28 protein-coding genes are annotated in these 24,056 nt (G+C 32.7%); 9 read left to right on the plus strand and 19 right to left on the minus strand.

Annotated features, from left to right (window positions below; translation table 11 throughout):
• Position 1: 1 nt before the first annotated feature.
• Both hisG and NQ499_RS11000 read right to left on the minus strand, forming a co-directional pair.
• Entirely contained in the window at positions 2–625 is a 624-nt protein-coding gene (gene hisG, locus NQ499_RS10995) for an ATP phosphoribosyltransferase (protein ID WP_040389977.1), read from the minus strand.
• Positions 618–1,586 carry an ATP phosphoribosyltransferase regulatory subunit gene (locus tag NQ499_RS11000; protein ID WP_006506043.1) on the minus strand — a complete coding sequence of 323 codons (969 nt, stop codon included), beginning with the start codon at positions 1,584–1,586 and terminating at the stop codon, positions 618–620. Before NQ499_RS11000 ends, hisG begins: the two co-directional genes overlap by 8 nt.
• Before the next feature lie 321 nt (positions 1,587–1,907).
• On the opposite strand from NQ499_RS11000, the gene NQ499_RS11005 reads away from it, so the two are divergent.
• On the plus strand, positions 1,908–2,660 hold the full coding sequence (locus NQ499_RS11005; RefSeq protein ID WP_259848497.1) for a helix-turn-helix domain-containing protein: 753 nt from the start codon (positions 1,908–1,910) through the stop codon (positions 2,658–2,660).
• Between the two features lie 11 nt (positions 2,661–2,671).
• Complete coding sequence (locus NQ499_RS11010; protein ID WP_259848513.1) at positions 2,672–3,559, plus strand: IS3 family transposase; 888 nt, start codon at positions 2,672–2,674, stop codon at positions 3,557–3,559.
• Between the two features lie 157 nt (positions 3,560–3,716).
• Here the strand turns inward: NQ499_RS11010 and NQ499_RS11015 are convergent, their stop codons facing one another.
• From NQ499_RS11015 to NQ499_RS11035, 5 genes are all read right to left on the minus strand, one after another.
• On the minus strand, positions 3,717–4,022 hold the full coding sequence (locus tag NQ499_RS11015) for a type II toxin-antitoxin system RelE/ParE family toxin (protein WP_006504886.1): 306 nt from the start codon (positions 4,020–4,022) through the stop codon (positions 3,717–3,719).
• Positions 4,015–4,305 carry a hypothetical protein gene (locus NQ499_RS11020; RefSeq protein WP_006504885.1) on the minus strand — a complete coding sequence of 97 codons (291 nt, stop codon included), beginning with the start codon at positions 4,303–4,305 and terminating at the stop codon, positions 4,015–4,017. Before NQ499_RS11020 ends, NQ499_RS11015 begins: the two co-directional genes overlap by 8 nt.
• 567 nt (positions 4,306–4,872) lie before the next feature.
• A complete protein-coding gene (locus NQ499_RS11025) occupies positions 4,873–6,321 on the minus strand; it encodes an oleate hydratase (RefSeq protein WP_040389664.1) in 1,449 nt (482 codons plus the stop codon).
• A 99-nt stretch (positions 6,322–6,420) separates the two neighbouring features.
• The gene (locus NQ499_RS11030) at positions 6,421–6,978 is read right to left on the minus strand and encodes a TetR/AcrR family transcriptional regulator (RefSeq protein ID WP_006504883.1); all 558 of its coding nucleotides are present in this window, start codon (positions 6,976–6,978) and stop codon (positions 6,421–6,423) included.
• A gap of 45 nt (positions 6,979–7,023) precedes the next feature.
• The gene (locus tag NQ499_RS11035; protein ID WP_040389663.1) at positions 7,024–7,956 is read right to left on the minus strand and encodes an AEC family transporter; all 933 of its coding nucleotides are present in this window, start codon (positions 7,954–7,956) and stop codon (positions 7,024–7,026) included.
• A 225-nt stretch (positions 7,957–8,181) separates the two neighbouring features.
• On the opposite strand from NQ499_RS11035, the gene NQ499_RS11040 reads away from it, so the two are divergent.
• The gene (locus tag NQ499_RS11040) at positions 8,182–8,445 is read left to right on the plus strand and encodes a hypothetical protein (RefSeq protein WP_006504881.1); all 264 of its coding nucleotides are present in this window, start codon (positions 8,182–8,184) and stop codon (positions 8,443–8,445) included.
• Between the two features lie 85 nt (positions 8,446–8,530).
• Here NQ499_RS11040 and NQ499_RS11045 read toward each other — a convergent pair whose 3' ends face one another.
• Positions 8,531–8,923 carry a hypothetical protein gene (locus tag NQ499_RS11045; protein WP_040389662.1) on the minus strand — a complete coding sequence of 131 codons (393 nt, stop codon included), beginning with the start codon at positions 8,921–8,923 and terminating at the stop codon, positions 8,531–8,533.
• Between the two features lie 96 nt (positions 8,924–9,019).
• On the opposite strand from NQ499_RS11045, the gene NQ499_RS11050 reads away from it, so the two are divergent.
• The gene (locus NQ499_RS11050; RefSeq protein ID WP_006504879.1) at positions 9,020–9,748 is read left to right on the plus strand and encodes an MIP/aquaporin family protein; all 729 of its coding nucleotides are present in this window, start codon (positions 9,020–9,022) and stop codon (positions 9,746–9,748) included.
• Between the two features lie 53 nt (positions 9,749–9,801).
• On the opposite strand, the gene NQ499_RS11055 is transcribed toward NQ499_RS11050, so the two are convergent.
• On the minus strand, positions 9,802–10,038 hold the full coding sequence (locus NQ499_RS11055; RefSeq protein WP_006504878.1) for a PF20097 family protein: 237 nt from the start codon (positions 10,036–10,038) through the stop codon (positions 9,802–9,804).
• A 260-nt stretch (positions 10,039–10,298) separates the two neighbouring features.
• Between NQ499_RS11055 and gdhA the strand changes: the two genes are divergently transcribed.
• Entirely contained in the window at positions 10,299–11,642 is a 1,344-nt protein-coding gene (gene gdhA / locus NQ499_RS11060; RefSeq protein ID WP_006504877.1) for an NADP-specific glutamate dehydrogenase, read from the plus strand.
• Between the two features lie 62 nt (positions 11,643–11,704).
• Here the strand turns inward: gdhA and NQ499_RS11065 are convergent, their stop codons facing one another.
• Positions 11,705–12,055: a hypothetical protein gene (locus NQ499_RS11065; RefSeq protein WP_259848514.1), complete on the minus strand. Its 351-nt coding sequence runs from the start codon at positions 12,053–12,055 to the stop codon at positions 11,705–11,707.
• 317 nt (positions 12,056–12,372) lie between these two features.
• Here NQ499_RS11065 and NQ499_RS11070 point away from each other — a divergent pair, with 317 nt between their 5' ends.
• Positions 12,373–13,665, plus strand: coding sequence for an IS110 family RNA-guided transposase (locus NQ499_RS11070; RefSeq protein WP_006504659.1), 1,293 nt, complete (start codon positions 12,373–12,375; stop codon positions 13,663–13,665).
• Positions 13,666–13,780: 115 nt separating this feature from the next.
• Here NQ499_RS11070 and NQ499_RS11075 read toward each other — a convergent pair whose 3' ends face one another.
• The 3 genes from NQ499_RS11075 to NQ499_RS11085 are packed head-to-tail and all read right to left on the minus strand — an operon-like array spanning position 13,781 to position 15,022.
• Entirely contained in the window at positions 13,781–14,047 is a 267-nt protein-coding gene (locus tag NQ499_RS11075) for a hypothetical protein (protein WP_006504935.1), read from the minus strand.
• Between the two features lie 21 nt (positions 14,048–14,068).
• Entirely contained in the window at positions 14,069–14,446 is a 378-nt protein-coding gene (locus NQ499_RS11080; protein ID WP_006504934.1) for a hypothetical protein, read from the minus strand.
• Positions 14,447–14,476: 30 nt separating this feature from the next.
• The gene (locus NQ499_RS11085) at positions 14,477–15,022 is read right to left on the minus strand and encodes a hypothetical protein (protein ID WP_155812590.1); all 546 of its coding nucleotides are present in this window, start codon (positions 15,020–15,022) and stop codon (positions 14,477–14,479) included.
• A 180-nt stretch (positions 15,023–15,202) separates the two neighbouring features.
• Here NQ499_RS11085 and NQ499_RS11090 point away from each other — a divergent pair, with 180 nt between their 5' ends.
• Together NQ499_RS11090 and NQ499_RS11095 are read left to right on the plus strand one after the other, a co-directional pair.
• Positions 15,203–15,880 carry a LytR/AlgR family response regulator transcription factor gene (locus tag NQ499_RS11090; protein ID WP_040389675.1) on the plus strand — a complete coding sequence of 226 codons (678 nt, stop codon included), beginning with the start codon at positions 15,203–15,205 and terminating at the stop codon, positions 15,878–15,880.
• Between the two features lie 197 nt (positions 15,881–16,077).
• On the plus strand, positions 16,078–16,920 hold the full coding sequence (locus NQ499_RS11095; protein WP_006504931.1) for a hypothetical protein: 843 nt from the start codon (positions 16,078–16,080) through the stop codon (positions 16,918–16,920).
• Positions 16,921–16,929: 9 nt separating this feature from the next.
• Here NQ499_RS11095 and NQ499_RS11100 read toward each other — a convergent pair whose 3' ends face one another.
• The 5 genes from NQ499_RS11100 to NQ499_RS11120 form a co-directional block, all read right to left on the minus strand.
• A complete protein-coding gene (locus NQ499_RS11100) occupies positions 16,930–17,343 on the minus strand; it encodes a hypothetical protein (protein WP_006504930.1) in 414 nt (137 codons plus the stop codon).
• 124 nt (positions 17,344–17,467) lie between these two features.
• Positions 17,468–18,226: an SDR family NAD(P)-dependent oxidoreductase gene (locus NQ499_RS11105; RefSeq protein ID WP_006504929.1), complete on the minus strand. Its 759-nt coding sequence runs from the start codon at positions 18,224–18,226 to the stop codon at positions 17,468–17,470.
• Between the two features lie 122 nt (positions 18,227–18,348).
• Complete coding sequence (locus NQ499_RS11110) at positions 18,349–20,100, minus strand: hypothetical protein (protein ID WP_006504928.1); 1,752 nt, start codon at positions 20,098–20,100, stop codon at positions 18,349–18,351.
• Between the two features lie 194 nt (positions 20,101–20,294).
• Positions 20,295–20,786, minus strand: a complete 492-nt coding sequence (gene lepB, locus NQ499_RS11115; RefSeq protein ID WP_006504927.1) for a signal peptidase I — start codon at positions 20,784–20,786, stop codon at positions 20,295–20,297.
• Positions 20,787–20,816: 30 nt separating this feature from the next.
• Entirely contained in the window at positions 20,817–22,154 is a 1,338-nt protein-coding gene (locus tag NQ499_RS11120; RefSeq protein WP_006504926.1) for an MATE family efflux transporter, read from the minus strand.
• Positions 22,155–22,264: 110 nt separating this feature from the next.
• Between NQ499_RS11120 and NQ499_RS11125 the strand changes: the two genes are divergently transcribed.
• Entirely contained in the window at positions 22,265–22,909 is a 645-nt protein-coding gene (locus NQ499_RS11125) for a hypothetical protein (protein WP_006504925.1), read from the plus strand.
• Positions 22,910–23,050: 141 nt separating this feature from the next.
• Here NQ499_RS11125 and NQ499_RS11130 read toward each other — a convergent pair whose 3' ends face one another.
• Complete coding sequence (locus NQ499_RS11130) at positions 23,051–23,986, minus strand: Abi family protein (RefSeq protein ID WP_050772150.1); 936 nt, start codon at positions 23,984–23,986, stop codon at positions 23,051–23,053.
• Between the last annotated feature and the right edge of the window lie 70 nt (positions 23,987–24,056).

Genomic DNA, 24,056 nt, shown 5'->3' on the forward strand with positions numbered 1-24,056 from the left:
TTTAATGATCCCCCTTCTTTAGTGCATCCACTAGTTTGAATATTTCATCCTTCTTATATTTTAAAGCCACTTTATTCACAACCATTCTTGTAGAAATATCTGAAATCTTTTCAATCACTTCAAGACCATTGGCCTTAAGTGTAGATCCTGTTTCTACAATATCTACAATCGCATCAGATAAACCAACAACAGGTCCCAGCTCTACAGAACTTTCCAGTTTAATAATTTCTACATCCTCCTGTTTAGATGCGAAATATTCTTTTGCGGTCTTTGTATATTTAGAAGTAATACGTTTACGACGATTAAATGTCTTTGTGCGGTATTCTGGATAAGCCGCTAACGCAAAATAACATTTACCAATCTCTAAATCTAATAACTCATAATAATCATCAAAATCAGATTCATCCAAAGTATCCTTACCGACAAATCCAACATCCACAATACCGTGTTCTAGGAAAGTCAATACATCATTTGCCTTCGCAAAGATCATTGAAATACCATCCTTTGTCTCTATTAATAACTCACGGTCTTTATTAAAAATAGGATCCATATCAAAGCCCTGCTGTTGTAATAACTTACATACCTGCTTTTCTATTCTTCCTTTAGTAATCGCAATCTTAATCATTGGCTTCATTCTCCTTTCCTATTGCATCCAATACATTATTTAAATGATATGAGAATCCAATAGAAGGTACGTTCTTATAGAAATGATCGAATAAATGGTCATAACGTCCTCCCTGGAGAATTGGATGGGCACTATAATAAGAGAATCCCTTCATCATAATACCTGTATAATAACTTCTCTCAGGTACCATACATAAATCAAAGATAATATTCTCTTTATACTTAGAGAACTCATACAACGATTCCATCTCTTCAATAGCCACTAAAAGTTCTTCATCCTTCACAATCTCTTTTACTTCTCTTAAACATTTAATATTCCCAAAAGCACTAGGAAGAATTAATAAGAGTTTATTTAAATCTTCATCAAAATCATGTGCTTCTACTAAATGTTTCATCTCAGAACTTTTCTTTTTCTTTAATATATCAGTGAGAGAACGATCCATTACAAGAGTCAATAAACGCTTATAGAACTTTGCAGAACCAAGTTCTAGTTTTAAATCACTTAAACCGATATTCTGCATTGTTTCTTCAATAAGTGATAAGCATTCCTGATCTCCCTCACGTCCTGGAAGACCAAACAACTCAATACCACCCTGAAATAGTTCTGAACTTCTACCTTTATGTCGTGCCTGGGTACGATATACCTTACCAAAATAACTATAACGTCTTACTTCATCTGTATGAGCGTTACTATAAATACGTGCAATAGGTACAGTAAAGTCAGTTCTTAAAGTGATACGCTTTCCTTCATGGTTAATGAACTGAAACATTGTTTCTTCATTTGTCCCAAAACCACTTAACAAGTCTGCATATTCAAATGTAGGTAATAATAACTCCTGGTAGTCATGTGCATTGAATGTTTTTCTTAAATGTCCTTCAATTGTACGCATTAAAGAAGCGTCCATTCTAGTTGCATCATTACTTTCTTCAGGAATCAGATATTTAAATTCTTCCAAAGTCATGTCCCCCTTATATATAAAAAGGAACAGGTCCAATGACCTGTTCCCTTATGTCATTGTTTCGTGTCCGTTTTTTTGAGTTGTATGTCAAAACGGGCTGTATCTAATTGATATAACCCTAACTAGAACCACGATGGTGATGGTGTAAATTGTTGACAAAAATTGTATTTTTCATAAATAATCACCTCAGTTTTTAATATACTACCACATTTTACTTATAAAAAAAAGCATTTTAATACAAAAAAGAGCCTTAAAATGATATGATGACCTCCCAGTAGACAGTGTAAATAATTAAAAGCACTGTTTGCTGAGGAGGTTTTTCTTATGGGAAGAAAAAGCAAGTTTTCTAAACAACAAAAAATTGAAATATGTAGAAGGTACTTAGATGGCAGTGAATCAGTTATTAGTCTAGCAAAAGAAATAAATGCTGGTAAAAACACAGTGAAAAAGTGGATTAGAATCTTTAAAGCGTATGGTGATTCTGCATTTGATGAAAAACCTGCAAATGAATCATATACAAAAGAGTTTAAAAGGAAGGTTGTAGAAGAATATCTTGCTGGTGAAAGCTCACTAATAGATATTGCGCTAAAATATAATATTCCTTCAGATAGTACAGTACTTGCATGGGTAAAGTTATATAATGATCATATAGAATTAAAGGATTATATTCCTGGAGGTAAGGAAATCTATATGGCAAAGTGCAGAAAAGTCACAAAAGAAGAAAGAATAGAGATAGTAAAGTACTGCATGGAACACAATCTTGATTATTCGGGAACGTGCAAAGTGTTTGATGTGACATATTCAAATGTATTTAACTGGGTAAGAAAGTACAGAGAAAAAGGTGAAGAAGGCTTATCAGATAGACGTGGACGCCGTAAAAAGGATGAGGAGCTAGATGAACTTGGCCTTCTAAAGAAACAGTTGAGAGAAAAGGAACGTGAGCTTGAGAGAGCTCATCTGGAGATAAGACTGTTAAAAAAAGTGGAGGAGATAGAAAGGAGAGGATATGCAGAACAAGCAGATTCGAGAATGAATATCAGTCAATCAAGGAAATCAAGGAAGAAGACAAAGAGGTAAGCCTATCAGCTATGCTTGAGATATTAGGTGTAAAGAGGGCGAATTATTATAAATGGCTTAGACGCAATAAGAGCGAAAGAGATCTTGAAAATGAGGAACTGGCAGACCTTATAAGAAAGTATGATGTGAAATTCAATCATACGCTTGGCTACAGAATGATGGCAGATAGAATAAACAGAGATGAAAACAAGAACTATAATGACAAGCAGGTCTACAAGGTGATGAAAATACTTGGCATCAAGTCAATCATAAGACCAAAAAGAAGAAGCTGTACAGTCAGAAAAAGCAATAATACAGCCAAGAATAATCTCAAAAGAGACTTCAATGCATCAAGACCTAACGAAAAATGGGTAACAGATGTCACTGAGTTCAAATATGGAAAGAATAATGAAAATAAGCTATATCTAAGCCTGATACTAGATCTTTATGACAGATATCCAGTAGGATATGAAATTAGTGACCATAATGATAATAACCTTGTCTTCAATACATTCAGATCAGCTGTAGAAGCTAATCCAGGAGCACATCCGTTATTTCATAGTGATGGTGGCTACCAGTATACGAGTCCATTCTTTGTACGTATGCTTAAGGATAATGGCATGGAACAGAGCATGTCCAGAGTTCACTGCTGCATTGATAATGGACCAATGGAAGGATTCTGGGGAATACTTAAATGTGAGATATATCATTATGGGAAGAAATATGAAACAAGAGAGGAATTAGAAGAGGCAATAAGAGAATGGATAAGATATTACAGTCATGAAAGATATCAAAGAAGATTTGGTGTGAGAACACCTTATGAAGTAAGAAGTGAAGCATTGTGCAATGAGAATCCAGTTCAGTATCCAATACCTGAGAACAAGGCGATACAGAAATATAAGGCGGCACATTATGCATAAAAATATGCCTGCCACGTAGTGGCAGGCATAGGTACATGTTTTTAATTATTTCACCTGTCTACTTGACAGGGGCGGATCAAAAAAGGCTCTCAATTGTAAAATAAAACTGGAATTAAATTTTTATATATATCTACCATGTAAAAATTGATATCTTTTCTTAAAATAATTGTTTAACATAATTTTGCAGGCAATGTAGTATTCGTACAATCAAAATAGTTTCTTTAGTAATCTGATAAAATATAATGTAATTATCACATGTTAAAAATCGAAATCCACTATCAATATTATTTTCTAAATACCATACTGGTCCGAGTTGGGGATATTCCTTAAGTTCACTAATTTTATCGAGAATTCCTTTTACTGTTTTTTCTGCTGCAATCGGATTATTCAAATCATCATAGATATAATCATAAATTCTATCCAAATCTTTTCTTGATTTTGGTGAGTAAAATATTTTAATCATTATTGAATCTCTTTTCAAAATGTTTTAGCATTTCATCTTCATCAATCCACCCTTCTTCATTAGCAGAAACAACACTTTCATTTAACATGCTCATAAGTTTCATCTCAGCAACAAGTTTATCATACTTCATTGCTTTTTCATACATTTCCTCCTGTTCATTGATATCCATAATCGTATAACAACCATGACCATTTTTTGTCAAATAAACAGGTGAACCAACAGATACTTTTTCTAGCACTTGATTATAATTTCTTAAATCTGAAATAGGTTTAATAACTGGCATAACAATCACTCCTCACATCATTATTATACGTATTTATTAAGAATAATTCAAAGTAATATTTTTAGAAGAATTTTACTAATAATTGGTTTCCCATTCTTTTATCTAAATGAAAACAGCAGAAATGACTACATGAATAAGACTGCACGCAGGGTGATTGATTACTGTATCGATCATGATATTGGAACTCTTGTTGTGGGCTATAATGAAACATTTCAGAAGAATTAGAACATAGGCAAACTTTTGGGATAAGGATGTCATACCAGTCTATAAGAGGATGATACTGAAGAATACCATTTCAGTGGAAAGAGAATAAATCGTGGACAAGTTCTGAATGCAGATGTGAATGGTGCATTAAATATCATGCGTAAAAGTAGCGTTGTGGAAGCAAATATTGTCTATACAATAGAGGCGAAGTGGACACGCAATAAGAATACGGAGTATTAAGTCGAGGTAGTTCACAAGTAAAAAATGTCATGCCCCTGTTGACATAACATATAAGCGACTGCCTATCGCACAAAAAAAAGAACCTCATAATGAGATTCTTATAAGAAAGTACTTTCATATTATCTAGAAGAACTTATATTCCTTTAATAGGGCTTCTAGATCAGAGCCCTCTATTCTTTTTAATAACTCTTTTAAGACAAGACGTTTTGTGAATGACTGAGTTTCCATGAATGTCTCATCACCATATAAAGATGAGAAGACACTTAAATAGTCTTCAATAGAATAACGATAAGCAGGAATACTTCTTGTGATATGTAATAAACTATACACTGCATTCATTGCGGTATGCACAAGATAATCTAAGCTTCCTGGATATTCATAAGGTAATGAAACTCCTTCACCTATATAAGCATAATTTAATCCATTGATGTGTGCTTCACAATGAGTACTAGTATGAGTGTAAGGAACGGTAGAAGCAGACATCAATGAGAATTCATTGATTTTATCTTGTGGAATACCTAAATGATAAAGCCATTCTGCACATATCTCATAGCCTTTACTTTCTAACATAGACTTTTCTACATAATCACCAGTTTTCTCTGGATGTAATCCATGAAGTAGAATAACACATTCATTCTCTTTCTGGTTCTTATAGTAAGGCTGTCTTGGTATTGTCCAGTTGAGTTCCCAGGCTGATTCATTAATTGGAATAACACCACCTGTAATATCTTCACCAGAAAGTGGATCTTTTTGAAGAATATTTCTTAAGTAGTGGATGATCTTCTCATCCTGAGTTGTAATAACTGCATGGGCTATAGAATCTTTACTTTGACTTGTATGAATAAACAGAAGATCCTGTCTTGTAAGTCCAATCGTTTCTTCCATGCCTTCACTCTTAATTGTAAAGGCAGTAGCTGTATTGTCTTCTATTTCTACATGAGTCACTTCAGTATTGAAATGGAAGACAACATGATGTGCATCTAAGTATTCTATAATAGGTACAATCACTGATTCATACATACAGTACTTAGGAGAAATCATGCTGTGAGAGGTCAATATATGCATATAACGATGTAATGTCACTTTAAATGAATAAGCATCATTGACTGGAAATAAAGCATGCCAATAATAGTAGAAATCAGATTCCATAAAGTCCTGACTGAATACATCTTTAACCTGTTTTCCTTCTAATTGTTCATCTGAAGTAAAGAAGAAATGAACAAGTTCTGATATCAATTGATCACTTAATTGTATATTATGAACAGTCTTCATAGGTGCATCATGATTTAAATAAGTCATTTCATCTAAAACAGTGAGTCCCTCTGTTTCTATAGAAGGTATAGAACGTAATATATCCCAAAAATAGAAACTGCGATCATCTACAAAGGAAAGATAAGACTCATAACGGTGAAATGAATCTACTGAATCAATAATATGAATATGTTCACCCTTTAATGAACCATCTCTCAACAAATAACAGGCAGTCACTAAGCTAGTAAAGTCACTCCCCAATATATATGCATTATGTGCATCAATGTTTTCTCTTTTTCTTGGCTTCACAAATAAATCCATGGTAATCCCCCCTATCCTCATAGTATAGAAAAAATAAAATATAAAAAAATAAACATCCCATACAAGATGTTTATTCTTTATACATTATAGTGTTTTTGTTTAAAAGGTTTCATAGCGTTTTAAGGCTGCTTTGATGTTTCCTTTGATGGCTTTATCTAGTTTACGGATAATAAGTTCTGGGTCTTGTCGCATATCATTATTAATCCATTCTAATGTAAGACCTACAAAAGAATACTTATAGAAATTCGCAAGGAACTCTTTGTCATCTTCTCTGACATTCATTCCTACAGCCTGTTCATCTACAACATCCTTCAATAACTTATATACAATTCTATAAAGATATGTTTCTACATGTTCACGACTAACAGAACGATAAACATTAGTGACAAATGGTTTGTTATCTAAGATAGCACCAAAGAGTGCATAGAGACCTTCTTCCCATGTATCAGATGTTTTATGGCCCTGTAAAACTTCTTCAGCATCCTGAATACATGACCATTCTACGAGATCATAAATATCCTGGAAATGATAATAGAAAGTCATACGGCTGATACCACAGTCTTCTGCAATATCATTAATAGTGATCTTATCAAGAGGCTTCTTTAATAATAAATGTTTCAATGACGCTTCAATAGCGCGTTTCGTAGTTTGTGACATTGTGGCCCTCCTTATATTCACTATTATGCACGTTGTTTTTACATTTTACAACAAAAACGTATAGATGATATTGATGATTGGCATAGTAATAATACATAAAAGAACAGATAATGCGTTAATAACTGAACTTTCAAAAGCATGATTATCATATAATTGCGCAAACTGAGTCACAGTAGAAGCGGCTGGACCACTGGCTGCAAGTAATGAAATCATTAATACCTGTGATGCACTTGGGAATAGTTTTGTCATGCCTGTAAAAATAAAAACTAATAAAATAATTGCTGGGAATACAACTAAACGAAGGAAACATACGACATAAGCACGGACATTGGTAAAGACTTCCTTCATATTCATACCAGCAAGTAACATTCCTACTACAAACATACTCAATGGTCCCATTAAGCTGCCCATACCAGATACAGCACTCTGAAACATCGTAGGTAATTTAATCTGTAAAAAGAACATAATGATACCTGCTGCAATCGCAATCATATTGATGTTCAAGAGGATCTTCTTTAAATCAAAATGTGTATCTTCACTAATAATGAACTTACAATGTGTCCACAATAATATAGTCTGTACAATCATATAACCTGAGCAATAGAAAACCATTTTGTTTCCTAATACAATAGAAACAAGAGGAAGAATCAAGTTTCCACAGTTAGGATACATAATGGACATTGATTCAATCGCATTAAAATGACATTTCTTTGTGAGTATCTTAGCAAGTATATAATAAATAATATGTACAAGAATAGCTGCACCAATAGACAGTAAGAAACCTTTTAACTTTTCTTCTGTCAAGTCAATCTGGAATGAATTGATAATTGCACAAGGTGCAGAAACATATAATACAATCTGTGATAAAAGTTTTGATTCTGATATTGTACATATATCTGTTTTAATTAGTACATATCCTACTCCTATCATAATAAATAAAGCTCCAATTTGTGTAGCAAGTGAAATAGCTAAATCCATATCTTTAACCCTCCTAGAAGGCATCATACACTTATTATCTTCTAAAAGCTTTTTTTTGCATAAGATGAAAAAAGTAATTGGCACAAATCTATAGTGAACACTTTAATACATTGTATGTATGCATTATTCATTCTACAATACTTATTCAAACATATATTCGTTGATATTATTATTATGATACAATATATTTGTAAAAATACTTAGCATAAAGAAAGGAGAAGAATCATGACTACAACTATCATTTACTTCTCAATTGTATTGATTCTACAGTTACTCTTATTCCTATTTATCAAACGTAATCATAATAATAGCGTACTACTTGTTTTGATTTCTTTAGGTATTTCTATATCTGCTGCAATATCTTTGTGGAACACAGCTATTCTTATAGATGAATTGGGTATAAGTTCCAGTAGTCTCAATACACTATTCTTCGGTATATCTATCATATTATCTTTAGTTAATATGTATACTGTACTCAAAGAGAAATAATCAGACCATATAGTCACATACGGCTATATGGTTTTTTAGTAAAAGAAAACACCAAATAGATGCCCATTTGGTATTTCACATGATTTTACATATTTTCTTGTTCTTGTGCAGATTCCTGTAATAATTGATAGTTTTCCATGAACTCTTCACTATTACTCACATAAGCATAAGAAATATACTTATGCGCAATCTTGATCTTATGTTTACTTACTGCCTTGATTGATTTAATATCCTTTACTTCAATCATTTCTGGAAGTAATGCGACATATTTCCATGTATATATCATGATAATATCGCTATATAAGTGAAGATTATAGCCAGCAAGACAGATTAATGCGATAGTGATTGTCATAATAAGAGCTAAGACAAAACGCATCTGTGAATGCCATACAACTTTGGAATAAATAGATAATGCGAGTAATGCAGGAATCATAATAATCATAAATACTGTTACTCTAAAATCTTTGAATTTTTTCATTTTCATCACCTTTTCACATTCTACATGGATTAGGATCATTTGACAAGTTATTGAATTTGTCTTACACTCATTTCATAAAAATATTGGAGGTATTCAATGAAAATCAAGAAATTTCTATCTGAACTACTTGGTACTTTCCTACTTGTATTTCTAGGTACTACAGCTTATGCATTACTTGGATCTACAGGATTAGGTTCTACATATAGTACAGTAGCAGGTATTATCGGTATTGCAGTTGTATTTGGTCTTGCAATGACATTCGTTTATTATATGTTCTCTTCTATTTCAGGAGCACATGTCAATCCAGCAGTGTCTATCGCAATGTATTTTAATGGAGCTATCTCTCTCGTAGAAATGATCCTTTATATTGTGGCACAACTATTAGGTGCACTTCTTGCAAGTGGATTACTACTTGGTACTCTTAAATGTATTCCTAGTGTATCTATTACTACTTTAGGTATTGGACAGACAGGTTATAGTTCTTTAAGTATGATTTCATTAGATGTAAAGGGTGCTATTCTTATAGAAGCTGTATTAACTTTTGTATTTGTATTAGTGTACTTACATGTAGTAAATGATGAAAGATTAGAAAGACTATCTGGATTATTAATTGGTGGTGCTTTAACACTTGTTACTATTTTAGGTATTCCATTTACCGGTGCTTCTATTAACCCTGCAAGATCATTTGGTCCAGCAGTTATTATGAAGATACTTGGCAAAGGCACTGCACTTAATCAGTTATGGGTATTTTTATTATCACCACTTATTGGTGCTTTAGTCGCTTATATCGTTTATAAGTTATTAAAAGGCGAAAAGATTGCATAACTCAACTGATTCAAAAATCTAATGAGCATCACAATAATGTGGTGCTCGTTTTTTTATTCCTTGCTGTCGGCTATGATAATGACATGACATGTATCACATCTGTATGCATCGATTTTATCACCTTTGAAATAACGGAAATTACCTAGTTTGACATCTTCCTGTAAATAATGCCAGCTATCTAGAAAAACTGGTATTTTAGAATCTGTTGACCATGTCAAAGCCTCTCCTCTTGTTTTAATATAGCCATGAATCAATTTACCTGAACAATAAGGACATTTATCAAATTTCATTTCAATCCCTCCTCCAACAAAAAAAGTTTTCTATATATGTATTATACCATCCCCCAAAAAATATATAGTACATCAATCATTATATCAGCTTTCATCTTATCACCTATCAAGCTAGAATTTCCTGCCTATTTTTTAGACAAAACCAATAATTTCTAGTTTTTTATTACTTTAACCCTTATTTTATCTTTGTGATAATAATTTCTTATTTTATAGAAATCCTATCATACGCATAATATAATTAATTTAAGGAGGATTTCGTTATGAAATATGTTGATAAGGTTTTAACAGAATTAAAAGAAAAGAATGCTGATCAGCCAGAATTCATTGAAGCGGCTACAAACATCTTAAAGAGTTTGGAACCAGTTATTGAAGCACACCCTGAATATGAAAATATGGCTATCCTTGAAAGATTTACTGAACCTGAAAGAGTTATTATGTTTAAAGTCCCTTGGGTTAATGATGAAGGTAAGACTATTGTGAACAGAGGTTACCGTGTACAGTTCTCTAGCGCAATCGGTCCTTACAAAGGTGGTTTAAGATTCCATCCTTCAGTAAACCTAGGTATTATTAAATTCTTAGGTCTTGAACAGATCTTAAAGAACTCTCTTACAACTTTACCTATCGGTGGTGGTAAAGGTGGTTCTGACTTTGATCCACAAGGTAAGAGTGATGCTGAAGTAATGCGTTTCTGTCAGTCATTCATGACTGAATTATACCGTCATATCGGTCCTAGCGTAGACGTACCTGCTGGTGATATCGGTGTAGGTGGAAGAGAAATCGGATACTTATTTGGACAGTATAAGAGAATTAAAGATGCTTATGAAAACGGTGTTTTAACTGGTAAGGCTTTACCATTTGGTGGAAGCTTAATTCGTCCTGAAGCGACTGGTTTTGGTGCTGTTTATTATGGTAATGAAGTATTAAAACATTTCAATGACAGCTATGAAGGCAAGACTATTGCATGTTCTGGATATGGTAACGTTGCATGGGGTGTTGCCCAAAAAGCAACTGAATTTGGTGCTAAGGTTGTTACTATTTCTGGTAGAGATGGTTATGTATATGATGCAGAAGGTGTCAATACTCAGGAAAAGTGGGACTTCCTTGTTGAAATCAGAACTAAGAACGATGTTAAGTTAAAAGACTATGCTGAAAAGTTCGGTGCTGAATTCCATCCAGGAGAAAAACCTTGGGGTGTTAAGTGTGATATGGCATTCCCTTGTGCAACACAGAATGAAATCGAAGAAGAAGATGCTAAGAAGTTAGTAGAAAACGGATGTAAGTATATTATCGAAGGTGCTAATATGCCTACTACTCCAGAAGCTATTGCATACTTCACAGGTCATGAAGGTACTTTAGCACCTGCAAAGGCAGCAAATGCTGGTGGTGTTGCAGTTTCTGCACTTGAAATGAGTCAGAACTCAATGCGTTATAGCTGGACTAAAGAAGAAGTAGATGCAAAACTACATACTATCATGGTAGATATCTACAATAACTCTGTTGCAGCAGCCCAAAAGTATGGCTTAGGTTATGACTTAATCAAAGGTGCAAATATTGCAGGATTTGAAAAAGTTGTAGATGCTATGATTGCTCAGGGTAACTATTAATATTAACGAGAGTTGTAATGAAATCATTACAGCTCTTTTTTTTGCGCTTTAAAAAAGGTGGATTAGTCAAATTCCACCTTTTTCTTATGATTATAGATTATACTTATTATAATATAACAAACTACCACTCCTGCAATCACAAACTTACATTCTTGAGAAAAATGACTCATTCTCAAAATCAACAAAATCATAAATATAATGATCATACAAATATTCTCTTGAAGTAATACTTTTGCGGATTTGTTTTTCTTCATACTATCAATAAGTTCATAAGCAAGTACTATTGCATCAAAAATAAAGATAACTGCTGCTATTCCTAAACGATACTTTGATGGAATCGCATCAAGATCATTAAATATTAGAAATAGGAATGTAATGATTACACCAGTAAAATAATTCAGAATTTTTTTCATAATAACCTCACATTCCTTTCCGCCTGCGGCTCCAAGGCACACATAGAAATGAATAATTCTTGTTTGTGCAGGCATCTTATTTTATATTTTAATTGAAGGAGTCTTACACTACAAAGCACGGCGAGGTGAGTTGTAGATTCTTGCAACTCGTTCAAGTCAAAACAGTATAATAACCAGTGCAAGGCTGATCTTTTCAAGCACACATGAGTATGTCTTTTAAGTCTGCAGATTAATCATTGACTTGAGTTTAATCTTTTAGTGTTGATCAGTCAGTCACTGAGCTCCTTCTCTATATTCTTATAAGGAGCCTTTTATTTATGGAGATTGTTTACCCTAGATCTTGTGGTGTTGACGTGCACAAATCTTTCATTGTTGCTGTTATCTGCATCTCTGAATCCGTCAAACCCAAGTACATTAAAAAAAGATTCTCAACCTTCAATAACCAGCTCATTCAATTCAGGGATTGGCTTATTGAAAACAACTGTCAAAATGTATGCATGGAATCAACCGGCAAGTACTATATCCCTGTATACAATGCATTAGAAGGCCATATTTCTAATGTCGTTGTTGCCAATCCTAAATGGGTCAAGGCTATCAAAGGTGAGAAGGATGACAATAAGGATGCCAAATGGATTGCCGACCTCTTTAAATTCGGTATTGTCAGATCCAGCTATATCCCTGAAAAGGATATCCGCGTCCTCAGGGAATTTACCCGCTATCAGTATAAACTTATCAATATGCGTTCTTCTGAAAAGAATCGTTTCCAAAATGCTTTGACTACTGGAAACTGTAAACTTGATATTGTTTTTTCTGATATCTTTGGTAAATCTGCTTCCGCTATTGTCAATACTATTTTATCAAATGATCCATATACAAGTGAAGATATTCTTTCTAAAGTTCATGCCGGTTGTAAAGCATCTCATGAAGACATCCTGAGTGCTGTTGATGGTATTCAGCTAAATCAGTTTCAAAAGGCTAGAATTAAAATCGTTCAGAAACATATGGACTATCTGGATTCTCTTCTTGATGAAATACAGCACCATATCAACTTGATGGTTGCCAACTACGAAGACTACATACAGCTTCTTTGTACAATACCAGGAATCAATAGAAAATCTGCTATTACCATTATCTCTGAAATCGGCACTGATATGTCTCAATGGTCCTCTCATCGCAAACTTGCTGCATGGGCTGGATTAGCTCCTGGATGTAATGAATCAGCTGGCAAAAAGAAATCGGTTAAAGTTTCAAAAGCTGGCGTTTATCTTAAGCCTTGTCTTGTTCAGGTTGCACATGCTGCCGTAAAAGATAAGGAATGCGAATACTATGCAGACAAATTCAACAAGATATCTAAAAGACGCGGTAAGAAACGAGCTATCATTGCGATTGCGAGAAAAATACTTATTGCTGTCTATCATCTTTTAAAAACAGGTGAAGCATTTAATCCAACAGACATGGCAGATGTTGAAACAACAAAGAAGCAACGAATTGAATACGTTAAAAATAATTTACGAAATGCCTTCAATCAACTCAGCCGCACAGGCTTGTCTGAAGCAGAGATTCTACAACTCATCAGAAAAGAATCTAAGAACTCACCTCAAATAGAATAGCCTTCCATTTGGGGAAAGGGGCTTTATGCACTTTTTTAGGGTAAAATTTGTTTTCTCTTTCAATTTTTATTCAGATTAGAACCTCTCTTACATATAATAGTATATTATTTTTTTATTAGACGCTAGGGATTGCGACTGATTTCTTTTTTTTCTTTTTCTTTCTTCTCTCTTTAATATTATGAGTAATTGCGATTACCTGGTAAATTATTACTGAACCTGATAATACTGCACCAATAATTGGATGTACAATATCTAAATGCAAAGGTATAAGAACAATAAGTAAAATAAGCACAAAGATATCAGTTTGTAAAAATACTTCTTTTGATTTGTTCTCTTTCATTCTGTCATTAAGAAGATATCTTAAAATGATTGCATCAAGCACAAAGAGTATAACTAATATAATTCATCGATTTTTTGATACTGATTTCATTGATTTCCAATCCTTAACAAAATTGTAGACCAAGCCTATAATTAAATATAAAATAGCTGCAGATTTTACTTCATTACGATATTTTAATGGACCAACATTAAATACGAGAAGCATGAAAATAGTTGCTGGAACCAAAGTAGAAACAGTATTATCTAAAAACAGTTTAATTGAATGATTTTTCTTTCTACTTTCAATAATTGCATATATTGCAAAGATTGCATCGAAAATCAGAATGATAGCCGCTATTGCTAGACGATATTGAGATGGAATCATATTGCTGCCATCTAATAACTCAAACAAAAACGTAACTACTATACATATACAGATATTTAAATCCCATAATCTTTTCATAGTAAGTCCTCCTTAATAAAATGTGAGTGTTTAAATATAAGGTTTAGTGCTCATCCGCAAACTACTAGTTTTAAAACTATATGACTTTTTTGGACCGCTACCAAACTTTATTGTAAGAGTTATATAAGTTCTCCTATTATTATGACATTTATATTTTAAACAGCCTTTTACTTGAGTTCCTACCGCTAACTTAAAAGCTGGCATCACCTTTTTAAGGGATGAAATAGAAGTCGCTGTAAAAGCTAAAATACTACCTGCTAGAAGTCCAGCTGTTTGATAATCAACAGTGAAATTCATTTTATAATGTGATGCATTTCTAGGATGATTTGCATGAACAACATACTTTTTATTTCTTCCATTAATTGTGAGTACACCTGTCTTTTTATCATATACTATATAATCTACATGCTTTGTTTTCTTATTAATTACATCCACATATCTTTTTTCACTATTCTCAAATAATTCATAGGAATAATAATTCAAATTGTTTTCTTCAATATGATCAGCAAAAACATTAGTTATCGGGATATTTAAAATCATCACAAGAGATAATAGTATTATCATTAATCTCTTCATTGCTTTAAACCTTTCTCTTTTTTAATTTCCATCTAGATGTTAACTAAATGTTATACTATGATATTAAATTTGCCTATAATTCTCGCATAAGAGACACATTTTCGTGCATAAAAGACATTCCACAAAAAATCCTCTCTAATCTAATAAAATAATATGTTAAAATATAACAGAGGTGATGTTATGAATATACTGATTTGTGATGATAATACCGCTTTCGCAATGCAGCTACAAAAGGATATAAATGAATACTTTCATAATCCTAATATGATTACAAATGTGATTACTGACCATTTTGATCAAATAGAAGGTACATATGATGTTATATTCATGGATATTGAATTAAATGATAAGAACGGTATTGAAATCGCAAAATATCATAAAAACAAGCATAACTGTCTGGTTATATTCACATCAAGTCACGAGAATCTTGTATTTAATACATTTCAGGTTGAGCCTTTCCAATTCATCAGAAAGAACCATTATGATTATGATAAAAATATTGTCTTTAAGCAGTTAAAAGAGAAACTACTTACTCTTTATATCACTATTACACTTAAAGACAGTAAACGTTCATTACAGATTCCTATTCAAGATATCTATTCAGTTGTTTCTATTGGTCATGATCTCGTTGTCCATACACTTAAAGAAGATTATATGACAACTGGTACTCTTAAAGATTTCTGTAATAATTACATCAATACAACACTCGTTCAGATTCAAAAAAATATGATCATTAACCTTCAATATGTAGAAGATTACAATCGTAATATCATCCTATATAATAATGAAAATCTGACTGTAGGACGTATCTATAAGAACAACTTTTTACACCACTACAAGGAGTATATTAAGCTATGATATTTGATTTCTTATTTTCAGTTATAAGTACTGCAATGCTTTGTTTTTGCATCAGCAGTATTTTAATACCCGAAAAAAAGTATTCCTACACTATTCTTTGTGCTCCTCTTACTCTCACAGAAATGTTTATTTTTACCTATCCTTCTCTCCTCAATAACTTTTTATTGATCATTCTTATATGTGTAACACAAGCATGTATGCTTTATATTCATAAATATAAAGCTGTGATCTATAGTATTTCTACAACACTTCTATTCTTTACTGCTTTACTTTTTGTGAATCTTTTATTTGTTCGTTTATTTTCTATATTGAATATAGGCGATTTTTATGGACTTCCTTTCGGAATTCTATATTGTATGATTGCCTTGGGGTTATTAAAGATATTAAAATACAATAAAAATAATCTTTCCTTCCTCGAAGAGAATAAGACCTTTGGTCTAATTGGGATTATATTACTTATATTAATTTCTTTATTAATGCAGGCTCTTTCTTTTATTAAGCTATCGCAATCTACAATCATCTTAATGACTGTATTGGTATTTGTATTAAGTTTATTATTTCTTTTTCTATTCTTCCAATATAGACAGAATTACTTAGAAAAAGAGAAGCTAAAAATACAAAGAGAAAATAATGACCGAATTAATCATATATATGATTCTTTATTAAAGAAAGAACATCGTATGCTTTATGTATTAAGAAAGCTTGATCATGTAATATCTGATGAAGAAACACATCAGTTTATTGAGAAAGAAATAGATGATTTAATGCATAAACAATTTGTATCTCATACTAATAATCCTATCTTTGATCATAGATTAACTATTCTTATGCAGAGTTTGGAAGATTATGATATTAAGATGATAGTCATGATTCCTGTTGATGCTCGTTTGGATGACGCAAATATTATTGAACAGATGGAAATCTTTATTAGAGAACATGTAACAGATCATACAGAAATAAGATTAAAGGTTAAAGATAATCAATTCATTATAAATTGTAATGACAAAACAAAATCAATCCGCTTAAAAACGCCTCATTAACGAGGCGTTTTATAGATTATAGGATACAATATACAGCAATTGATCCTGAGCTACTACAATCAGTGATCTTCCTACATCACTTTTCTTATAATACTTATAATCCTGAGTGAAGTCTGGCAACTGCTTTTGTGATACTTTTGCTTCTATGATATATTTATTGAATTCTTCTTCTATTTCATCATTCTTCTTATTATTCAATGTAATGGGAAGATTTTTATTTTTAACTTCCTGTACCTCATAATATATTCCATCATTCGTAAATGAAGGAGAAGGTTTTACTTGATAGACAATGGTATTTTCTGAAGGGAAGTCGATATTCCAGTTTTCAGATATATAATTCATATTCTGATAATGAAGAAGCGTAGAGACAATCACAACAACGATAAGTGTCATAAGAATGACTAATATTTTCTTGAGTTTCATCATTTCACTCCTTTCTACACTTCAACTCTATCTAAGATATGATTTATTGCCTATAATTCTTGCACAAGAGACATATTTTCTTGCATAAAAGACATTGAAAAAGTGCAGCCTAAGCCGCACTCCATTATAAATCTACACCATAATCAGTAACTACAACCTGTCCTGTAATAGGTGCTGCATCATCACTTGCTAAGAAAAGAGTGACTCTTGCAACATCTTCTGGACTACATGGTTTTAGTGATAAATCACTATGAGCACTCATAGCACCCATCATCTTCATATCCATTGTATCAGGTGTTAAGCCTGCTGCCATATCTGTAGTAATACTACCCGGACAAATTACATTACAACGAATATTTTCTTTCGCAAAACGCATTGCAGCATGTTTAGTAACACCAATAATAGCGGCTTTTGTAGAAACATAAACTGCTCCTCCAGCACCAAACTGACCTGCAACACTTGCAATATTTACAATAGAAGCACCACTTGTCATAACCTTTAATGCTTCAGACATACAATACATTGTACCCTTCTGGTTAATATCAATAACTCTATTTAAATCATCATAATCAATACGATCAATCGCATTTAATCCTTTATCAAGTACACCTGCATTATTCACTAATACATCTACTTTACCAAATGCTTCTACAGTTTTAGAAACCAGGTTCTTTACATCATCAATCTTAGAAATATCAGTAGGTACACATAATACAGTACCTCCTGCTTCCTCAATTTCTTTACCTACTTCTTCTAATACTTCTTTTCTTCTTGCTGAAATAACAACCTTTGCACCTTCACTTGCAAATAATTTTGCAATAGCTTTACCGACACCTGCGTTACCGCCTGTAACGATAGCGACTTTATTATCTAATTTACCCATATTCAAGCCTCCTTGATATCAATAGTATCATAACTGTAAGCGTATTCATAGAGTAGATAATCAAATCCATCTGTTTTTATATAAAAAAACACCTCAAGAATAATCTTGAAGTGTTTGAGATATTACTGTTCTTCTGGTAATTCCTTAAGATCATTATCACCAGTTACATAATGTAAGATAGTCTTTGCAGCAGTTCTAGGACCATCATATTCCTGACCCTTAATACCAAGTCTTGTACGAAGTACACCAACCTGTACACCCTGTTCAAACATCTTATGGAAGAATTCCTGTAATAATGGTTCTGTCTGTTCTTTTCTCTGAACTGGACCAAATGGGTTTGCGAAATAAGAGCCAACTAAACCATATTCAGTAGTAGTACCCTTAGCCATACGGTTACCAGCTCTGAATACCTTTAATGCATCTTCTTCATTGTCAAAGAATTCTAAGGCTTCACCTTCAGCTTCATAGTTATTAGCATATAAGAAGATATCTACATCATGATCAGCGATAACATCCTTATAATCAGTAATAGGAATTACAATACGAGCATTGACTTTATCTGGGTTCATGAATACAGATCTATCTAATTCCTTAAAGCTGTAACCAGCATCTAAGTCATCAAGACGAACGAAGGCACCAACTTCTGTACCTGAAGTCTTTACTTTACCATCAACTAATGATAAGCAACCCATATCATCATAAATAGTCTTGATATCTTCGATATAAGCTTCACCATAAGCCTTAATCTGTTCAATAGTTTCTGATTTACCAGCTCCAGAGTCACCCATTACAACGATATTCTTTTCAGAACCATCATGTAACTTCATCTGGATCATAGCACCATGGATAGGTAATTTGTGGTGGTTGATGTTAGATACGTTGTGAAGTGTTAAACACATCTTCTTCATATATCCGAAGTAATCGAATTCATCACTTGCTGATAGTTTAGCAACCATCATATCGTTCTTGTCATCCTGGAAGAATGACTGATCCTTCTTACCATCTTCATAACCATATACATATACTAGATCTGGTTTATTATGTCTATATTCTGATTCATCAGCAAGTTCAAATAAGTTACATAAAGTAACACCCTGTGCCATAAACTTAGTATTGAAGTAAACGAAACATAATAACTTACCAACCTTTGCAGGGTAACATAACCACTGATCAGGATTAAATGTTAAGTCAGTGACTGGATTTGTTCTACTTTCTGGGAATACACCATCTCTTTTGTTTCTCTTAGAATAAGTGATGAATGGTGGATGAATAACAACCTGTTCAATGAATGGAACATCCTTTAAACATTCATAATCATCAGGTAAACCTGTAGTTAAGTGAGTAACAGTTAAACCAGCATTCACACCTGCTGTAATCTGTCTTAATACCTTATCGTTCTTACCTACAGCTCTCTGCATTGAACGATATACTTCTAATACAAGTTTTTCAAATGCTTCCTGAGCGTCAGCAAACTGTACACTCTGGTAACCTGATTTCTTTGAGTCATTGAAAACAATTGCATATCTCTGAAGTTTTCTCCAGTATAAATAAATGTCTTCAATTAACTTTACGAACATATCACGATCTTCAAAATACACTGCATATTCTGGTCTTAATGCACAAACCTGTTCTGCATCAAGTACAAGTAATAACTTGAAAATGCTTCTTAAATCTCCTAATAAGAAGAAATCATCCGCATTGCGTTCATGTAAATAAATATATAACTGTGTTTCTAATCTGCGCTGATTCTTAATGAATTTCTCCAATACCTTAGAGAAAGATTCACTTTCCACTAATTCACATCTACTCTGACAGAATTCTTCAGAGAAGTTTAAGATTGCATTACCTCTAGTAATTTCGAATTTCTTAGCCATTTTTTCATCCTTTCTAAATAGATTATGTTAGCTCCTATCTATTTTACCCCATAATAACAGAGATATTTACAATATGCAAAGCCTAATTTTGTAATTATCATATGTAAGCGGTATTATTTATGGAATTTAGTAAATTCCCATATTTTGCTTGCTAAGTTAGTTAAATCTAATATGTAATATAAAAAAGACCTTTACTAGAAGGCCTTAAAGAATACTTTACCGACTATTTCTTTCTTAAAAGAAACAGCACCTATATAACGGGAATCTGTAGAATGGTTTCTATTATCCCCCATAATAAAGACATCACCTTTAGGAACTGTATAAGTCCAATTACTGTCTGTCATTTGTTCATTGATATATGTTTCATTGACTTTCTTACCATTACGATAGAGTTCATGATCAATACATTCTATTGTATCACCCTGCTTGCCAATGACTCTTTTAATGATCTGTCTCTGCTGTCCTAATATATTACATTTTGCAATGACAACATCACCATATTTTACATCATCATAATGATAGAACTGCTTATTGACTAAGACAATGTTCCCTTCATGATAATTAGGTTCCATAGATTGTCCTTCTACATGAGAAATCTGGACAAAGAATAAGAAACCATATGTAAGAACTACTGTCACAAGAATTACTTTTACATATTCTAATATTGTTTGTTTCATATTTTTCATTTTAATCACCGAAATGATTATACCATAGTTTTAGGATAATTCCTTGAATAAACTAAAAATAAAGGGAATAGGAATAATACTTGCACATAAATCAGATATAGGCTGAGATAAGGCTAAACCTGTAATACCCCATATGTGAGGCAATAGAATGACTAGTGGGATAAAAGCCAAACCACTTCTTAAAGCAGCTAGAAATGTCGCTATAACACTTCTACCAATACTTTGGAACAACATATTTGCACCAATACTAATAGCCATAAAGAATATCGCAATACATTCAAATTTCATCGCAAGCTGCGCAATAGAGAGTACTTGACTATCCTGTGTAAAGAGTAAGAGAAGCGGTTTAGTGAAGCATAAACAGATGACACTAATAATACTTAATAGAATAGTAGAAAGAGTCACAGTGAAGATAAATGCCTGTTTCAAACGGTCATATCGTTTAGCACCATAGCTAAATGCTGATACTGGCTGGAAACCCTGACCTATGCCTACTCCTACTGAGAAGATGAGATTAGATATACGACTCACAACACTCATTGCCGCAATCGCTTCATCTCCATAGATTCCTGCCGCAAAGTTAAGAGTCATAACACTGATACTATTTAATCCCTGACGACATAATGAAGGGAATCCTACCGCAACAATACTTCCAATTACATGTTTTTCTAAACTTACATATTGCCATTTGAAACAGCTTTGTGTCTTTCCTTTGTGATACATAGAATAGAGAATGAATGCACTGATATATTGAGACAGGGCCGTAGAGAGTCCTGCACCAGTGACACCCATATGAAATATACGCATAAAAATATAATCACCAAAGATATTAATAATAGAACCAGATGTGAGTCCAATCATTGCAAGTGATGCTTGTCCTTCATATCTTAGTATATTATTCATCACACATGATAAAGTCATGGCAGGTGCTGCAATCAAAATAAAGAAGGCATAGGCTCTTGCATAAGGTAGTATAGTAGAAGTTGAACCCATTAAATACATAAGCGGGTTTAGGAATATAAGGCCAAGTATCGCAATTAAAGCACCAAAAAAGAGTGAACCAAAAAAACTTGTAGATGCAAAAATACGTGCTTCTTCTACTCTTTTTGCCCCTAGTCTTCTTGATATGTTTGCGCCTGCTCCATGCCCAAACATAAAACCAAAAGCTTGCAGTATAGCCATCAATCCAAAAACAATCCCTACTGCACCTGTAGCACTTGTCCCAACTGTAGAGACAAAGTACGTATCAGCCATATTATAGATATTAGTCACTAACATTGAGATTGTTGTTGGTAATGCGAGAGTAAGTATCAGAGAAGGGATTGGCTGCTTGATCATTCTCTCATACTGTGATTCATATTGTGTCATATAACTTTCCCCTTTTGGCTATTTATTATAAAACTACTTCACACTTAAAACAATCTGGGTTCACATAATGAAAAAATTGTGATAATGTAAGAGATGCGAGGTATGAGAAAATGTATAAAAAAATATTAACACTAGTATTATGTACTTTCTTTGTATTAACTGGATGTTCTTCTAAAACAGCTGTTAAATCACAAGCGAGTACATATGCAGTCCTTACTAAAAAGAAAAAGAGTGAGCTTCTTAAGATGAAGAAACACTATGATCTTATTGTAGTGAGAAGTAAAGATTTAACTATAGAAGATATGAAGGTTTTAAGAAAGAAGTCTAAACAGATTTATTTCTATATGAATTTAAAGAAACCACATCATAAAGCTGAAGAGTTAAAGGCTGATGGTATTTTTATTAGTAAGATTGATGATGCAGATGCATTAGATGCTCTTATTAAAGAAGCAAATCAGAATAAGTTAAAAGTTATTGTGAATAATGCCTATGATTATAGAGAAACTGTTTATAAGAATTCTAAGATGGTTGCAGGTGTAAACCAGACTTGTATGATGACTAAGAAACAGGGTAAGAAATATGTAAAACAGGATACTAAAGTATCAACACGATTAAAGAAATATTTAAATACATGTCAGGAAAAAGGTATTGCGACTTATTTAGTAGAGTATACTAAAAATACTGACTGGAGAGCTGCAATCAATGCTTATTGTAAGAAGCATCATATTACTTACTACAATCCAACTATTAAGTAAGACACATGGAAACATGTGTTTTTTATGTACAAAAAAGACCTCCGAAGAGGTCTATTAATAGAAAACCCGAGCAAACATCGTTTGCACAATGCCGCTACTGTAAAAGAATATCTTTTTTCATCTACTGCAATGTTACACTGTCTAAAACCAACTGTCAACTACTAATCCTAGAAATTTGAAAGTTCCTTGGATTAATTTATTTGTCTTATAATAGGTAGAATTTCTATCAATCCTTCTTATTAATTTCTTCAATTTCCCACTTTCATATAAGGCAACTCCTTCACTTCTTACCATTTTCTTATGCATATACAATAATGTGATAATCTGTTGAATTCTCTCGTTACTCATTCTATTCTTTCTGAAATTAGAATTCATATGCGGAATATTCATTAGTTCTTCTGTAATATCTTTCTTTGTTCGATGTTCTGCAGTATGAGATCTCAAATCATTTAATATACAATTACTATGAGCTGATGCATTTCTAATTTTTTTACAAGTTAACAACCCATAATAATCATATTTCATTTCCTTATCAGAGAAACGATTAGCACAATAGTGATAAAATCCAACCAATTTCCCAAACGATATTATTTCAATAAATGCCCAAACAGGATAATTACCTTCGTATTTTTCAATAATATCCCTGCAATAGATACCTCTTCTGTTCCTATTAATCTCAGATTCAAAATTATTCTTTTGCCTGTCATCCAAAGAACCAATATAATCTTTGACTATTTGATAACCATCTTCATCATACTCATCTATTTTTCTTAATAATTGTAATTTAGTATGATGTTCAATATCCAAAGCCATTTCTACTACTCTATAGCGAAGACGCATATCAATGATTGACACATCTACTAGATACGCAAATTCCAAATTAATATACTTTCCCTCATTTTTTCCACCTGGATGTTTATCATAATTTTTTCTGAAAGAAGTCAACTTATAATAATTATTGTTGTATTTGAGATACTGTTTAGCAGAATCCTCATCCATGATATTGAAAAGTATTCCCTTGTCTTTCAAATGTTGAATCTGTTCATCTAGAGATAATCTTGGTTTATTCTTTTCCATCATCTATCTCCTTTAAACGTATCAAAAAAACTATAAGAATTACTCTTATAGTCTTCTACTTATTCATACT

It is taken from the genome of Catenibacterium mitsuokai, assembly GCF_025148785.1.
Taxonomy (GTDB): domain Bacteria; phylum Bacillota_I; class Bacilli_A; order Erysipelotrichales; family Coprobacillaceae; genus Catenibacterium; species Catenibacterium mitsuoka.

What these genes read in the sequence shown, in the direction of transcription:
- NQ499_RS11005 (WP_259848497.1), top strand. Translation starts at nt 1,908, where the DNA reads ATGGGAAGAAAAAGCAAGTTTTCTAAACAACAAAAAATTGAAATATGT.
- NQ499_RS11040 (WP_006504881.1), top strand. Translation starts at nt 8,182, where the DNA reads ATGACTACAACTATCATTTACTTCTCAATTGTATTGATTCTACAGTTA.
- hisG (WP_040389977.1), bottom strand. Translation starts at nt 625, where the DNA reads ATGATTAAGATTGCGATTACTAAAGGAAGAATAGAAAAGCAGGTATGT.
- NQ499_RS11065 (WP_259848514.1), bottom strand. Translation starts at nt 12,055, where the DNA reads ATGAAAAAAATTCTGAATTATTTTACTGGTGTAATCATTACATTCCTA.
- NQ499_RS11110 (WP_006504928.1), bottom strand. Translation starts at nt 20,100, where the DNA reads ATGGCTAAGAAATTCGAAATTACTAGAGGTAATGCAATCTTAAACTTC.
- NQ499_RS11100 (WP_006504930.1), bottom strand. Translation starts at nt 17,343, where the DNA reads ATGAAACTCAAGAAAATATTAGTCATTCTTATGACACTTATCGTTGTT.
- NQ499_RS11055 (WP_006504878.1), bottom strand. Translation starts at nt 10,038, where the DNA reads ATGAAATTTGATAAATGTCCTTATTGTTCAGGTAAATTGATTCATGGC.
- NQ499_RS11090 (WP_040389675.1), top strand. Translation starts at nt 15,203, where the DNA reads ATGAATATACTGATTTGTGATGATAATACCGCTTTCGCAATGCAGCTA.
- NQ499_RS11010 (WP_259848513.1), top strand. Translation starts at nt 2,672, where the DNA reads ATGCTTGAGATATTAGGTGTAAAGAGGGCGAATTATTATAAATGGCTT.
- NQ499_RS11020 (WP_006504885.1), bottom strand. Translation starts at nt 4,305, where the DNA reads ATGCCAGTTATTAAACCTATTTCAGATTTAAGAAATTATAATCAAGTG.
- NQ499_RS11125 (WP_006504925.1), top strand. Translation starts at nt 22,265, where the DNA reads ATGTATAAAAAAATATTAACACTAGTATTATGTACTTTCTTTGTATTA.
- NQ499_RS11080 (WP_006504934.1), bottom strand. Translation starts at nt 14,446, where the DNA reads ATGAAAAGATTATGGGATTTAAATATCTGTATATGTATAGTAGTTACG.
- NQ499_RS11050 (WP_006504879.1), top strand. Translation starts at nt 9,020, where the DNA reads ATGAAAATCAAGAAATTTCTATCTGAACTACTTGGTACTTTCCTACTT.
- lepB (WP_006504927.1), bottom strand. Translation starts at nt 20,786, where the DNA reads ATGAAAAATATGAAACAAACAATATTAGAATATGTAAAAGTAATTCTT.
- NQ499_RS11030 (WP_006504883.1), bottom strand. Translation starts at nt 6,978, where the DNA reads ATGTCACAAACTACGAAACGCGCTATTGAAGCGTCATTGAAACATTTA.
- NQ499_RS11095 (WP_006504931.1), top strand. Translation starts at nt 16,078, where the DNA reads ATGCTTTATATTCATAAATATAAAGCTGTGATCTATAGTATTTCTACA.
- NQ499_RS11015 (WP_006504886.1), bottom strand. Translation starts at nt 4,022, where the DNA reads ATGATTAAAATATTTTACTCACCAAAATCAAGAAAAGATTTGGATAGA.
- NQ499_RS11130 (WP_050772150.1), bottom strand. Translation starts at nt 23,986, where the DNA reads ATGGAAAAGAATAAACCAAGATTATCTCTAGATGAACAGATTCAACAT.
- NQ499_RS11035 (WP_040389663.1), bottom strand. Translation starts at nt 7,956, where the DNA reads ATGGATTTAGCTATTTCACTTGCTACACAAATTGGAGCTTTATTTATT.
- NQ499_RS11000 (WP_006506043.1), bottom strand. Translation starts at nt 1,586, where the DNA reads ATGACTTTGGAAGAATTTAAATATCTGATTCCTGAAGAAAGTAATGAT.
- NQ499_RS11045 (WP_040389662.1), bottom strand. Translation starts at nt 8,923, where the DNA reads ATGAAAAAATTCAAAGATTTTAGAGTAACAGTATTTATGATTATTATG.
- NQ499_RS11085 (WP_155812590.1), bottom strand. Translation starts at nt 15,022, where the DNA reads ATGAAGAGATTAATGATAATACTATTATCTCTTGTGATGATTTTAAAT.
- NQ499_RS11025 (WP_040389664.1), bottom strand. Translation starts at nt 6,321, where the DNA reads ATGGATTTATTTGTGAAGCCAAGAAAAAGAGAAAACATTGATGCACAT.
- NQ499_RS11070 (WP_006504659.1), top strand. Translation starts at nt 12,373, where the DNA reads ATGGAGATTGTTTACCCTAGATCTTGTGGTGTTGACGTGCACAAATCT.
- NQ499_RS11120 (WP_006504926.1), bottom strand. Translation starts at nt 22,154, where the DNA reads ATGACACAATATGAATCACAGTATGAGAGAATGATCAAGCAGCCAATC.
- NQ499_RS11105 (WP_006504929.1), bottom strand. Translation starts at nt 18,226, where the DNA reads ATGGGTAAATTAGATAATAAAGTCGCTATCGTTACAGGCGGTAACGCA.
- gdhA (WP_006504877.1), top strand. Translation starts at nt 10,299, where the DNA reads ATGAAATATGTTGATAAGGTTTTAACAGAATTAAAAGAAAAGAATGCT.